General features: G+C 69.4%; 14 protein-coding genes. 13 read left to right on the top strand and 1 reads right to left on the bottom strand.

Annotation, left to right across the window (positions count from 1 at the left end; all coding sequences use genetic code 11):
- The 10 genes from rplS to PKH97_RS07935 form a co-directional block, all read left to right on the top strand.
- A partial coding sequence (gene rplS, locus PKH97_RS07980; RefSeq protein ID WP_324386877.1) for a 50S ribosomal protein L19 occupies positions 1 to 306 on the top strand: 306 nt, incomplete at its 5' end.
- 73 nt (positions 307 to 379) lie between these two features.
- Positions 380 to 1105 (top strand): signal peptidase I, encoded by a 726-nt coding sequence (gene lepB, locus PKH97_RS07975; RefSeq protein WP_324386876.1) that lies wholly within the window; start codon positions 380 to 382, stop codon positions 1103 to 1105.
- A complete protein-coding gene (gene lepB, locus PKH97_RS07970) occupies positions 1102 to 1986 on the top strand; it encodes a signal peptidase I (RefSeq protein WP_324386875.1) in 885 nt (294 codons plus the stop codon). The genes lepB (PKH97_RS07975) and lepB (PKH97_RS07970) overlap by 4 nt, the downstream gene beginning before the upstream one ends.
- Positions 1987 to 1997: 11 nt before the next feature.
- Positions 1998 to 2750 carry a ribonuclease HII gene (locus PKH97_RS07965; protein ID WP_324386874.1) on the top strand — a complete coding sequence of 251 codons (753 nt, stop codon included), beginning with the start codon at positions 1998 to 2000 and terminating at the stop codon, positions 2748 to 2750.
- Positions 2747 to 3061, top strand: coding sequence for a DUF2469 domain-containing protein (locus tag PKH97_RS07960; RefSeq protein WP_324386873.1), 315 nt, complete (start codon positions 2747 to 2749; stop codon positions 3059 to 3061). The genes PKH97_RS07965 and PKH97_RS07960 overlap by 4 nt, the downstream gene beginning before the upstream one ends.
- A gap of 144 nt (positions 3062 to 3205) precedes the next feature.
- Positions 3206 to 3574: a YraN family protein gene (locus PKH97_RS07955; RefSeq protein ID WP_324386872.1), complete on the top strand. Its 369-nt coding sequence runs from the start codon at positions 3206 to 3208 to the stop codon at positions 3572 to 3574.
- On the top strand, positions 3571 to 5121 hold the full coding sequence (locus PKH97_RS07950) for a YifB family Mg chelatase-like AAA ATPase (protein ID WP_324386871.1): 1551 nt from the start codon (positions 3571 to 3573) through the stop codon (positions 5119 to 5121). The genes PKH97_RS07955 and PKH97_RS07950 overlap by 4 nt, the downstream gene beginning before the upstream one ends.
- On the top strand, positions 5118 to 6263 hold the full coding sequence (gene dprA / locus PKH97_RS07945; RefSeq protein ID WP_324386870.1) for a DNA-processing protein DprA: 1146 nt from the start codon (positions 5118 to 5120) through the stop codon (positions 6261 to 6263). The genes PKH97_RS07950 and dprA overlap by 4 nt, the downstream gene beginning before the upstream one ends.
- A gap of 90 nt (positions 6264 to 6353) precedes the next feature.
- Positions 6354 to 7274, top strand: coding sequence for a tyrosine recombinase XerC (locus PKH97_RS07940; protein ID WP_324386869.1), 921 nt, complete (start codon positions 6354 to 6356; stop codon positions 7272 to 7274).
- A 49-nt stretch (positions 7275 to 7323) separates the two neighbouring features.
- A complete protein-coding gene (locus tag PKH97_RS07935; protein WP_324386868.1) occupies positions 7324 to 8112 on the top strand; it encodes a DUF3152 domain-containing protein in 789 nt (262 codons plus the stop codon).
- 72 nt (positions 8113 to 8184) lie between these two features.
- On the opposite strand, the gene PKH97_RS07930 is transcribed toward PKH97_RS07935, so the two are convergent.
- Positions 8185 to 9348, bottom strand: coding sequence for a pyridoxal phosphate-dependent aminotransferase (locus tag PKH97_RS07930; protein ID WP_324386867.1), 1164 nt, complete (start codon positions 9346 to 9348; stop codon positions 8185 to 8187).
- Between the two features lie 128 nt (positions 9349 to 9476).
- Here PKH97_RS07930 and PKH97_RS07925 point away from each other — a divergent pair, with 128 nt between their 5' ends.
- From PKH97_RS07925 to rpsB, 3 genes are all read left to right on the top strand, one after another.
- Positions 9477 to 10067 carry a M23 family metallopeptidase gene (locus tag PKH97_RS07925; RefSeq protein WP_324386866.1) on the top strand — a complete coding sequence of 197 codons (591 nt, stop codon included), beginning with the start codon at positions 9477 to 9479 and terminating at the stop codon, positions 10065 to 10067.
- A 20-nt stretch (positions 10068 to 10087) separates the two neighbouring features.
- Positions 10088 to 10891 carry a deoxyribonuclease IV gene (locus tag PKH97_RS07920; RefSeq protein ID WP_324386865.1) on the top strand — a complete coding sequence of 268 codons (804 nt, stop codon included), beginning with the start codon at positions 10088 to 10090 and terminating at the stop codon, positions 10889 to 10891.
- Positions 10892 to 11155: 264 nt separating this feature from the next.
- A partial coding sequence (gene rpsB / locus PKH97_RS07915) for a 30S ribosomal protein S2 (protein ID WP_324386878.1) occupies positions 11156 to 11753 on the top strand: 598 nt, incomplete at its 3' end.

The following is an 11753-nucleotide window of genomic DNA, read 5'->3' as shown; positions in this document are numbered from 1 at the left end:
GCCTTCCGCGCCGGTGACACCGTCAAGGTGCACGTGAAGGTCATCGAAGGCACCCGCTCCCGGATCCAGGTCTTCCAGGGCCTGGTCATCCGTCGCCACGGCGGCGGCGTGGGCGAGACCTTCACCGTCCGAAAGGTCTCCTTCGGCGTCGGTGTGGAGCGGACCTTCCCGCTGCACACCCCGATCATCGACAAGATCGAGGTCGTCACCCGCGGCGATGTGCGCCGCGCCAAGCTCTACTACCTGCGTGGTCTGCGCGGGAAGGCCGCGCGCATCCGCGAGCGTCGCGACACCCCGGCCAACTGACGCCGACTCGACCCCCGAGACCCTGACCGCCCGCAACCGGGCTGTCAGGGTCTCGCGTTAGGCTGCCTCACCTATGACGTCCGAGCCTGAAGCCGACGCGCCCGCGGTCACGCGGTCGTCGCGGCGAACCGCGAAGAGCACCAAGCAGCAACTGCCGCTGTGGGTGCATTTCCTCCTTGCGCTCGTGCTCGTGGCGCTCCTGCGCAACTTCGTCGCGCAGTCCTTCTATGTGCCGTCGGGCTCGATGATCCCGACCCTGGAAGTCGGTGATCGCGTCGTTGTCAGCAAGCTGAGCAATGACGTCACCCGAGGCGACATCGTCGTCTTCAACGGCACCGACACCTTCGCGGCGGGCACCCCTGAGCGGTTCACCGGCACCTTCGGCAAGGCCGCTGCCGCCGTGGCGAGCGTCTTCGGGGTGCACCTGAACGAGCGCGACTACGTCAAGAGAGTCATCGGCATGCCCGGAGATCACGTGGTCTGCTGCGATGCGCAGGGCAAGATCACCATCAACGACACGGTGATCAACGAGTCCTATCTGGTCGGCGGCATGCAGCCCAGCCTGCAGCCCTTCGATGTCCGCGTGCCCGCCGGGCGGCTGTGGATGATGGGCGACAACCGCTCCAACTCCGCCGATTCCCGCGCCCACCTCGGCGACCCGGGCGGGGGGATGGTGCCCGTTACCGATGTGATCGGGCGGCCGGTCTTCCGCTACTGGCCCCTGGGGCGGATGGGCACGACCGGCTCGTATGCCAGCGACGCCGAGCTCGCGAAGATCCCCGCGGCAGCGACGAAATGAGTCAGCCCCCCGCCGACGCCGACGCGGCCGGAAAGACCGCGGCCGGCGCAGAGGACGTGGCTGCCGGCAAGGGCCTGGCGGCGACGCAGCCCGGCCCCGACGCCCGCTATCCGATGCCGAGCGTGCCGGCGACCAAAGCGCTGCAGGGGGAGCGCGACACGGCGAAGCCGGCTGCGTCGAAGGAGGAGGAACGGCGCCGACCAGCTGCGGCGCTGGCGGCGGCCGTGCGGGAGTTCGTGGTAGTCGGCGCGATTGCGCTGGCCCTCTCCTTCCTCGTCAAGACCTTCCTGGTGCAGGCTTTCTACATCCCCTCGGAGTCGATGGAGTCCACGCTCGTCAAGAACGACCGGGTCATCGTCAACAAGCTTGTGCCGGGGCTGATCGGCCTGCATCGCGGCGATGTCGTGGTCTTCGAGGACCCGGGCAACTGGCTCTCCCCGACCCCCACCAAGGACCGGGGGCCGGTGATCAACGAGCTGGTCAAGGCGGCGACCTTCGTGGGTCTGCTGCCCGACACGGCGGAGGGTCACCTGATCAAGCGGGTCATCGGGCTGCCCGGTGATCACGTCACCTGTTGCGACGCCCAGGGCCGGCTGAGCGTCAACGGCAAGGCGATCAACGAGCCCTATGTCAAGGCCGGCGAGAAGCCGAGCGAGATCGTCTTCGATATCACCGTGCCCGCGGGCAAGATCTGGGTGATGGGCGACAATCGCGGTCACTCGAGCGACTCTCGGCTGCACGATGCCTCGGGCAATGGCTCCGACGGGTCGGTGGACCTGAGCCTGGTGACGGGTCGGGCGTTCGTCCTGGTCTGGCCGATCGGCCGCGCCGGCTGGCTGTCCAACTACGGCTCCACCTTCGCCGCCGTCCCCGCGCCATGACCACCACCGGTATGCCGCGTCGCACGATCCGCCCGGTCGGTGGCCGCTCGCGCAAACCCACGCTGCGCGTCGAACGCGCCTTGCAGCGGGATGGGTATGCCGTGCTGGCCGGCATGGACGAGGTCGGCCGAGGTGCGCTGGCCGGGCCGGTGACCGTCGGCGTGGTCGTCATCGACATCGAGTGCCGCACCGCCCCGCAGGGGGTCAAGGACTCCAAACTGCTCACCCCCGCGGCGCGTCATGCGCTCGTCCCGCGCATCCACCGCTGGAGCCGGGCGTATGCCGTGGGGCACGCCTGGCCCGAGGAGATCGACGCCATCGGGATCATCGCGGCCCTGCGGCTGGCGGGGCGGCGCGCGCTCGCTCAGATCGCGGTGACCCCCGATCTGGTCATCCTGGACGGCAACCACGACTGGCTGACCGACCCCGCCGAAGTCGGGCTGCTCGCACTGACCACGGACGTGACCACCCCGCCGGTGACCACGATGATCAAGGCGGACCTGAAGTGTTCGTCAGTGGCCGCCGCCAGCGTGTTGGCGAAGGTGACCCGGGACGCGATGATGGTCGAGTACGCGCGTGAGCACACGGCATACGGCTGGGCGGAGAACAAGGGGTATGCCGCTCCCGAGCACCTCGCCGCGCTCGCAGCCGGTGGCCCGTGCCCGCTGCACCGGCGATCGTGGCGGTTGCCGGGCGTCGCTGGGAACGACCTGGGTGATAGTGACGGCGAATACCTCGCCGCATACGAAAGCGAACTGGCATGAGCAGCGAAGACCTGGAGAAGTACGAGACCGAGATGGAGCTCGCGCTCTATCGCGAGTACCGCGATGTCGTGGGGCTGTTCACCTATGTCGTCGAGACCGAACGGCGCTTCTATCTCGCCAACGGGGTCGATGTTAAGGTGCGCGGCGAGGGCGCCGAGGTCTTCTTCGAGGTCACGATGAGCGACGCCTGGGTGTGGGATATCTACCGGCCGGCGCGGTTCGCCAAGAATGTGCGGGTCATCACCTTCAAGGACGTTAACGTCGAAGAGCTGGCCAAATCGGACCTTCAGGTGCCCAAGGGCGGTTTTTGAGCTGCGCTTGACGTGCTCCCGTCGCGAGGAACGGGTCATCCACAGGCTCGACCGGGCTCTAAGATGCACGATCCCCAGGGTTTTCGTGGCGTGCTGACATAGCCGCCCCCGACCGGCAGGCTCGATCCCGGAAAGGGGATCGAGATGGCAGGGGATGACCGTCGCGCGTTGGGCGCCTTCGGAGAAGGGGTCGCGGCGCGCTTTCTGCGAGATCAGGGGATGGAGATCCTCGACCGGAACTGGCGGTGCGCCCGCGGCGAGATCGACATCGTGGCGCGGGCCGGCCGCGATCTGGTCGTCGTCGAGGTCAAGGCGCGCCGGGGCACGAGCGCCGGCTACCCCATCGAGGCGGTGACGCACCGCAAGCTCGGCCGCCTGCGCATTTTGGCCGTGGCCTGGTTGCAGGAGCATCAGCAGTGGCGACCGGAAGGCATTCGTTTCGACGTCGTCGGTGTACTCGTCGGCACCGATGAGCCGAGCCGGGTACGGCACGTCGTGGGAGTGACGCCATGACGCTGGGTGCGACGACGAGCATCGCCTTGCACGGGCTCGGCGGTCGGGTGGTGGGGGTGGAGGCCCACCTAAGCAGCGCCCTGCCGGGCTTGATTGTCAGCGGCCTGCCCGACGCGGCGTGTCGTCAGGCCAATGAACGGGTCCGCGCGGCCTGTGAGTCGAGCAAACTCACGCTGCCCAGCCAGAAGATCGTCGTCAATCTCTCGCCAGCATCGGTCCCCAAGAACGGCAGCGGCTACGACCTGGCGATCGCCGTCGCCATCCAGGCCGGGCTGGACGCGATCCCGCAACAGGCCTGTCGCCGCGTCGCCCACCTGGGCGAGCTGGGCCTGGACGGGTCGGTGCGCGGCATCCCGGGTGTGCTGCCGGCCGTGCTCGCAGCCGCCCGGGCCGGCATCGAGGATGTGCTGGTGGCCGAGGTCAACGCGGCCGAGGCGCGGCTGGTCGACGGCGTGCGCGTCCATCCGGTGGCGACATTGACCGAGGCCGTCGAGCGCTATCGCGAACTCGGTGCCCCCGCGGGGTGGCCGGCAGGTTCGGTCGCGGACGGCGTCGGCCCGGCCGCACGCCCGGTGCCGGATCTCGCGGATGTCTCCGGGCAGGCGCAGGCTCGCGTCGCGGTCGAGGTCGCGGCCGCAGGCGGGCACCATCTGCTGCTCACCGGACCGCCCGGGTCGGGCAAGACCATGCTCGCCGAGCGGCTCGTCGGCCTCTTGCCGCCGCTCGGTCTCCAGGACGCCATGGACGTCCTGTCCATCCGCTCGCTCCAGGGCGACGCCAATGCCGAGACCCTGCTCGACACCACGCCGCCGTATGTCGCGCCCCACCACGGCGCGTCCCTCGCCGCCATGGTCGGCGGCGGCTCCGGGCTGATCCGTCCAGGCGCTGTTTCCGCAGCCCACCTCGGCGTCCTCTTCCTCGACGAGGCGCCGGAGTTCCGCACCGAAGTGCTTCAGTCCCTGCGACAACCCCTCGAATCGGGCGAGGTCACCGTGGCGCGTGCGCGGATGACAGTCACCTATCCGGCGCACTTCCAACTCGTGCTGGCCGCGAATCCCTGCCCGTGCGGCCAGGGCTTCGGCAAGGCGCTCCGGTGCACCTGCTCGCCGCTGCGGCGACGCTCGTATGCCGCCCGGCTGGCCGGGCCGTTGCTGGACCGGGTCGACGTGCAAGTGCACGTCCCGGCGGTGACTCGGGCCGCCAGCGCGGCGACTGGGGGAGAGGCCACCGCAGTAGTGGCCGAGCGGGTGGCCTCGGCGCGCGCAGCCGCTCAGGCGAGATGGTCACGCACCCCCGAAGGCCAGGGATGGCGGATCAACTCGCAGGTTCCCGGCCGAGTGCTGAGGACCGGGAAGTGGCGCCTGCCGCCCACGGTCACCAGCGACATCGATCGTGCCCTGGAGCGCGGGCTGCTCACCTTGCGCGGCTATGACCGGGTGCTGCGCGTGGCCTGGACCCAGGCAGACCTGGCGGGTCGGTCGTCGCCCGGCCCCGACGATGTGGGCATCGCGCTCCTGCTGCGCACGAATGGGCAGGAGGCGGCATGACCTCGCAGGCAGCCCACCGGGTCGCCCCGACAGACCTCGAACGCTCGGCTTCGGCAGATGCCGAACGAGCGGCCCGCGTGCTCCTCGCCCGGATCAGCGAGCCCGAGGACCCGGCCGTTCACCGATTGCTCGCCGAGACCGGCGATCCCGTGGAGGCCGTCGCCGGCCTGCGCGCCGGACATCCGAAAGCGCTCGCGAGCCGGCTCGCCGCCCGCCTGGAGCGAGCCGAGGACGCGGACGACACGTTCATCGCCGAACGGCTGGGTGCGCGCATCCTGATCCCGAGTGATCCCGACTGGCCGCCGGGACTGCTCGATCTTCAGATGCCCCCGCACTGCCTGTGGGTGCTCGGCCCGGTTGCCCTAGCGCCTGCCCTGCGACGGAGCGTGGCGCTGGTGGGCGCGCGGGCGGCGACGGCATACGGGCTTGATCGCGCCCAAGAGATCGCGGGCGGGCTCGTGGATCGTCACTTCACGATCGTCTCCGGCGCGGCCTTCGGCATCGATGCGGCCGCGCATGCTGGGGTCCTCGCCGCCGACGGTGTCACGATCGCCGTTCTCGCCTGCGGCATCGACCGGGTCTATCCCACCGCACACGCTCGCCTGATCTCCACAATCGCGCAAACCGGGGCCGTCGTGACCGAGCTCCCGCCCGGATCGGCGCCCTATCGGATGCGTTTCCTGCAGCGCAACCGGCTGATCGCTGCCATGACGGGCGGGACGGTGGTGATCGAGGCCGCGTTACGTTCTGGCTCGCTGCAGACAGCGGCCCGAGCGGCCGACCTGGGCCGGCCGGTCGGAGCCGTGCCCGGGCCGGTGACCTCGATGCCGTCCAGCGGCTGCCACCAGGCGATCCGCGACCAGCTGGCCACCCTGGTCACCGACGCGGCCGAGGTCGCCGATCTGGTCGGCGGCTTCGGAGTCGATGCCGTGGAGCGGCCCCGGGAGCCCCCGCGACCCGAGGACGCGCTGAGCCCGGCCCAGCGCGCGGTCTTCCAGGTCCTTCCAATGGGCCGCTCTGCCTCGGTAGAGATGCTCGCCGAGCGGGCGGCGCTCGATGTGCTCTCCGTGCAGGCCAGCCTCGGTCCGCTCGAACTCGCTGGTCTGGCTCGGCGCAGCGGCGAACGCTGGTTGCGATCATGACGCCCGCGGCTCGAGAGCCCACAGGTATCAGTCGCCGCCGTGCGTGCGTGCCTCCTTGATCACCCCACGACTTCTTGCAAAGGTGGGTCGGTGACCGACGACGAGGCCCTGCTGGCGGCATACGGCCGCTATCTGGGCATCGAGCGCGGGCGCTCCGCCAACACGGTCCGGGCCTATCTCGGGGATGCTCGGGCGCTCCTTGACCACCTCAACGATGCCGGCTGCGGTTCGCCCGGCGCCCGGCTCGCTGGTGCGGATTTGAACGCTCTGCGTGGTTGGCTCGGGGCGCTTGCCCGCGGTGGCGCCTCCCGGGCCACGATCGCTCGTCGGTCGGCGTCGGTGCGGACCTTCTACGCCTGGGCCGTGCGCACGGGGCGGCTAGGTCAAGACCCATCCGTGCGACTTCTCGCGGCGCGCAAGGGTCGAGACCTGCCCGAGATCCTGACCCCGGAGCAGGCCGAGCAGGCCCTGAGCGCAGCGGCCGTCGCGGCCGACGACGGGGATCCCGCCGCGCTGCGGGACCTGGCCATGGTCGAGCTGCTCTACGCCAGCGGCATCCGCGTGGGCGAGCTCGCCGCGCTGGATGTCGACGACGTCGATCTCGGGGCGCGCACCGCCACGGTGCTCGGCAAAGGGGCCCGCGAGCGCATCGTCCCCTTCGGCGTGCCCGCTGAGCGTGCCATCGGCGACTGGCTGACCCGGGCCCGGCCCCGACTGATGAACGCAGCGAGCGGACCGGCCCTGTTCCTCGGCGCCCGAGGTGGCAGGATCGACCAGCGGCAGGTGCGGACGGCCGTCCGCACGGCGACCGCTCGCCCCGACGGGGCACCCTCGGTCGCACCGCACGGGCTGCGGCATACGGCGGCCACCCACCTGCTCGACGGCGGAGCCGACCTGCGCACCGTCCAGGAGTTGCTCGGCCATAAGTCGCTCGCGACCACCCAGCTCTACACCCAGGTTTCCGTCGAACGCCTCAAGGAGACGTATGCCCGCGCCCACCCGCGCGCATGAACGGCCCTCGAGGACGCCGCCCACGCAGGAACCACGGTTTGGCCGGCCAATGAGCGATGAACGGCGCTATCGGCTACGACGGACCATCGCGTTCCTCGCCGCCATCGGACTTGTCGCGCTGGTGGTCAAGCTCGCTGGCAGCGACGCTCCAGCGGGTGCCACGTCCGCAGCCATGTCCACCGCCCGAGTGTTCCCGGAAGCCACGGCCGCAGCGAGCCCACGAGCGTCCTCGTCCGCGAGCGGCGCCACGCCTGGGCAGCCGACAGCCAGCGCTCGATCGGAACCGACCAGCGTGCCGGACAGCGCGTCGGGCACGCTCACTGCCGTCGCGATCCCGGGTTCCGACACCGACCGGGCCGGCCGCAAGGTGACCTTCAGTGTCCAAGTCGAGAACGGTCTCGGTGTCGACTCCGCAGCCTTTGCCGCAGACGTGCGTTCGATCCTCTCGGACGCGCGGGGCTGGGAGCCCGAGGACCACATTCGGTTCGTCGCGGTCAGCCCGGCGCAGCTCGCAGCGGGGGAGCCCGTCGAGATCAAGGTGACGCTGGCGAGCCCCCAACTGACCGATCAGTTGTGTGCTCCACTGCAAACGCTGGGCGAGGTCTCGTGCAATCGCAACGGCCGCGCGGTGATCAACGCGCGTCGCTGGGTCGAGGGCGTCAAGTACTACAAGGACCTCGACCTCTACCGCGTCTATGTGATCAACCACGAGGTTGGCCACAGCCTCTGGCACCCGCACCAGAACTGCCCGAGGCCTGGGGCCAGAGCGCCGATCATGGTCCAGCAGACCCTCGGCCTGCAGGGCTGCATCGCGTGGCCCTACCCGCAGGGCGCTTGACCGATCCCCTCCGAGCTCTTTCCCGCGTTCAGGGCGGGAGCAGGCGCCGCATGGGCGGCGGGCCGGGCCGGGTCAGCTGGCCAGCGACCCCAGACGACGGCACGCCTCTCGCAACACCTCGTCGCGTTTGCAAAAGGCGAAGCGCACCAGCGTCCGGGCGGCATCCTGGTCGTCGCAAAAGACCGTGACCGGGATGCCGACGACCCCGGCGCGTTCGGGTAGCTCACGACAGAACTCCAAGGCATCCCGCGCTCCCAGCGATGCGGCGTCGGCGATCACGAAGTAGGTCCCGCGCGGCACCGAGACGGCGAGACCGGCCTCCCGCAGGCCGGCGACCAGCAGATCCCGCTTGGCCTGCAGCGTGCGACCGAGGCCGGCATACACGTCATCTCCTAGCCCAAGGCCGGTGGCGACGGCCGGCTGGAAGGGGCCGGAGCCGACATAGGTCACGAACTGCTTGACAGCACGGATCGCGGCCACCGCGTCGGCCGGGCCGCTCACCCAACCGACCTTCCATCCGGTCGTCGAGAAGGTCTTGCCGGCCGACGAGATCGTCAACGTTCGCTCGGCCATGCCGGGCAGTGTCGCCATCGGAATGTGCTCAGCGCCGTCGAAGATCAGATGCTCATAGACCTCGTCGGTGACCACCCAGGCGTCGTACTCGCGCGCCAACTGCGCGATGAACTCGATCTCGGCGCGCGTGAACACCTTGCCGGTGGGATTGTGCGGCGTATTGAGGAGCACCATCCGGGTGCGCTCGGAGAAGGCCGCGCGTAGGGACGTCTCGTCCACCGCGAAATCCGGGAAGCGCAGCACGCAGGTGCGTCGCACGCCACCGGCGAGGGCGATGGAGGCGGCATACGAGTCGTAATAGGGCTCGAAGGTGACGACCTCATCGCCGGGCTGCACCAGGGCGAGGATGGTCGAGAAGATGGCCTCCGTCGCGCCGACCGTGACGAGGACTTGACTGCCCGGATCGACGTCGAGCCCGTAGAAGCGTTGCTGATGCGCCGCGACGGCGGCCAACAACTCGGGGACACCCGGACCGGGCGGGTACTGATTTCGTCCCCCGGCGATCGCCTGCCTCGCAGCCGCGAGGATCACCTCGGGACCGTCGGTGTCGGGGAAACCCTGGCCGAGGTTGATCGCGTCGTGCCGCACCGCCAGGGCTGACATGGTCGCGAAGATGGTGGTCCCGAACGGGGCAAGGGCGGGATGCCCGGGTGGCCGGCTCATGGTCCGAGCGTGGCACGAACACCCGCGATCGGTGACATCGATCCACAGGTTTTGCCTGCTCAGTCGCACGATCCACAGGAAATCAAGGGGTACTGGCCAGCGGAAATCCCGATCGGCATGGTGGACTCATGACTATCGCGCCCGCCACCGCCACCGTCCGGTTGATCGTTTCGATGCTCTTCGGATGGGCCTCGCTCGGGTGGGCAGCGACCGCGGTGGCCGCGTCCTCTCCCCTCCATGACGCGACCCCGCATGCACGATCCGCGGCGAGCGTCGCGGGCCGCACCGGGGCGACACCCTGGTCGTGGCCATTGGTCCCGGTGCCGCGGATCGTGCATCCCTTCGCCAAGCCACCCACCCCGTATGCCGCGGGTCACCGCGGTGTCGACCTGGCCGGCTCTGCGGGGCAGGAGGTGCACGCCGTCGATGACGGCATCGTCACCCACGTCGGAGTGCTCGCCGGGCGCGGCACCGTCACCATCCAGCACGCGACCGGCCTGCGCAGCACCTACGAGCCGCTGACCACCGCCGTGCGTCGTGGTCAGGTCGTCGCCCGCGGCCAACCGATCGGCACCCTCGACACCGCCCTGGGCCACTGCCTGCCGAGCGTGTGCCTCCACGTCGGCGCGCTTCGTCAAGGAACCTCAGGGGAGTGGGACTACGTAGATCCGGTCTTCCTGCTCGTGCCCGTCGACATCATCCTGCTGCCGACCGGGTGACCCTCGGTGATACTGAACGTATGCCGTCCGCCGCCCTCCCCATCGGTGCCCACGTCCCGCAGGAGGACCCGATCGCCGAGGCTGCCGTCCGTGGCACCGGTGTCGTGCAGTTCTTCCTCGGCTCGCCGCAGAGCTACAAGGGCCCGGTCATCGCCTACGCCGGCGGATCAGCCGGTTTGCGTGCCGACGCCGAGTCAGCGGGCGTTGACCTCTATGTCCATGCGCCCTACATCGTCAATGTCGCGACGACCAACAACCGCATCCGGATTCCTAGCCGCAAACTGCTGCAGCAGCACATGGACGCCGCAGCCGAGATCGGCGCCAAGGGCTTGATCGTCCATGGCGGCCATGTCGACAAGGCGATCGACCCGGCTGTCGGGTTCGACAACTGGCGCAAGGCGATCGAGGCAACTGACCTCAAGATCCCGCTCCTGATCGAGAACACCGCCGGCGGTGATAACGCCATGGCCCGGCACCTCGATCGGATCGCCGGCGTCTGGGACGCCATCTCCAGCGCCGAGGGTGCCGACCACGTCGGCTTCTGCCTCGACACCTGTCATGCCTGGGCCGGCGGCATCGAACTCGACACTGCCGTCGAGAAGATCAAGGGCATCACCGGCCGCATCGACCTGGTCCACGCCAATGACAGCCGCGACACCTTCGACTCCGGCGCCGACCGGCACGCCAACTTCGGCGGTGGGCTTATCGACCAGGACGGCTTCGTCGATCTGGTGCGAGCCGCCGGCGCCCCGGTCATCTGCGAGACCCCCGGCGGCGCCGAAGATCACCGAGCCGACTTCGCCTGGCTCCGCGACCGGCTCTGACCCGCCACCCCAGGCCCGGATTTCTGCGCTCGGAGAGCGGCGCGTACACTTATGGCGCGACCGGTTTGCGCCGGTCGAATTCGCGTGCCTTCTCGCCGGGCATCGATCCTCGGATCGGGCCCCGGGGCGCACCACCTCAGTCCTCACGCGCGAGCGTGACGCGGGGTGCGTATGCAGGCACCAGGCAGGCCGCTGAGGCGCCCATCCGTGGGGGTCAACGCGGCCGACGAAACTGACACAACGACATACGAGGAGGACAACGGCATGGCCGTCGTCACCATGCGCCAGCTCCTAGAGAGCGGCGTCCACTTCGGGCACCAGACGCGTCGCTGGAACCCGAAGATGAAGCGCTTCATCATGACCGAGCGCAATGGCATCTACATCATCGACCTGCAGCAGTCGGTCACCTACATCAACAGCGCGTACGAGTTCGTTCGCGAGACCGTCGCCCACGGCGGGACGATCCTGTTCGTCGGCACCAAGAAGCAGGCTCAGGAGCCGGTCGCCGAGCAGGCGACCCGCGTCGGCATGCCCTATGTCAACCACCGCTGGCTCGGTGGCATGCTCACCAACTTCAACACCATCAGCAAGCGCCTGGCGCGGCTGAAGGAACTCGAGCAGATCAACTTCGGCGAGGTGGCCGGGTCCGGCTACACCAAGAAGGAGCTGCTCATCCTCCAGCGCGAGAAGGAGAAGCTGGAGAAGACGCTCGGCGGCATGCGCGAGATGTCCAAGGTGCCCTCGGCGGTCTGGATCGTCGACACCAAGAAGGAGCACCTCGCGGTCGATGAGGCTCGCAAGCTCGGGCTGCCGGTCATCGCGATCCTCGACACCAACTGCGACCCCGACGAGGTCGACTACA

Source organism: Nostocoides sp., assembly GCF_035343835.1.
Classification (GTDB): domain Bacteria; phylum Actinomycetota; class Actinomycetes; order Actinomycetales; family Dermatophilaceae; genus Nostocoides_A; species Nostocoides_A vanveenii.
The sequence above is the reverse complement of the archived record's forward strand: the minus strand, read 5'-3'. Positions and strand labels throughout refer to the sequence as shown.

What these genes read in the sequence shown, in the direction of transcription:
- PKH97_RS07955 (WP_324386872.1), top strand. Translation starts at nt 3,206, where the DNA reads ATGGCAGGGGATGACCGTCGCGCGTTGGGCGCCTTCGGAGAAGGGGTC.
- PKH97_RS07920 (WP_324386865.1), top strand. Translation starts at nt 10,088, where the DNA reads ATGCCGTCCGCCGCCCTCCCCATCGGTGCCCACGTCCCGCAGGAGGAC.
- PKH97_RS07935 (WP_324386868.1), top strand. Translation starts at nt 7,324, where the DNA reads ATGAGCGATGAACGGCGCTATCGGCTACGACGGACCATCGCGTTCCTC.
- lepB (WP_324386876.1), top strand. Translation starts at nt 380, where the DNA reads ATGACGTCCGAGCCTGAAGCCGACGCGCCCGCGGTCACGCGGTCGTCG.
- lepB (WP_324386875.1), top strand. Translation starts at nt 1,102, where the DNA reads ATGAGTCAGCCCCCCGCCGACGCCGACGCGGCCGGAAAGACCGCGGCC.
- PKH97_RS07965 (WP_324386874.1), top strand. Translation starts at nt 1,998, where the DNA reads ATGCCGCGTCGCACGATCCGCCCGGTCGGTGGCCGCTCGCGCAAACCC.
- PKH97_RS07950 (WP_324386871.1), top strand. Translation starts at nt 3,571, where the DNA reads ATGACGCTGGGTGCGACGACGAGCATCGCCTTGCACGGGCTCGGCGGT.
- dprA (WP_324386870.1), top strand. Translation starts at nt 5,118, where the DNA reads ATGACCTCGCAGGCAGCCCACCGGGTCGCCCCGACAGACCTCGAACGC.
- PKH97_RS07960 (WP_324386873.1), top strand. Translation starts at nt 2,747, where the DNA reads ATGAGCAGCGAAGACCTGGAGAAGTACGAGACCGAGATGGAGCTCGCG.
- PKH97_RS07930 (WP_324386867.1), bottom strand. Translation starts at nt 9,348, where the DNA reads ATGAGCCGGCCACCCGGGCATCCCGCCCTTGCCCCGTTCGGGACCACC.
- PKH97_RS07925 (WP_324386866.1), top strand. Translation starts at nt 9,477, where the DNA reads ATGACTATCGCGCCCGCCACCGCCACCGTCCGGTTGATCGTTTCGATG.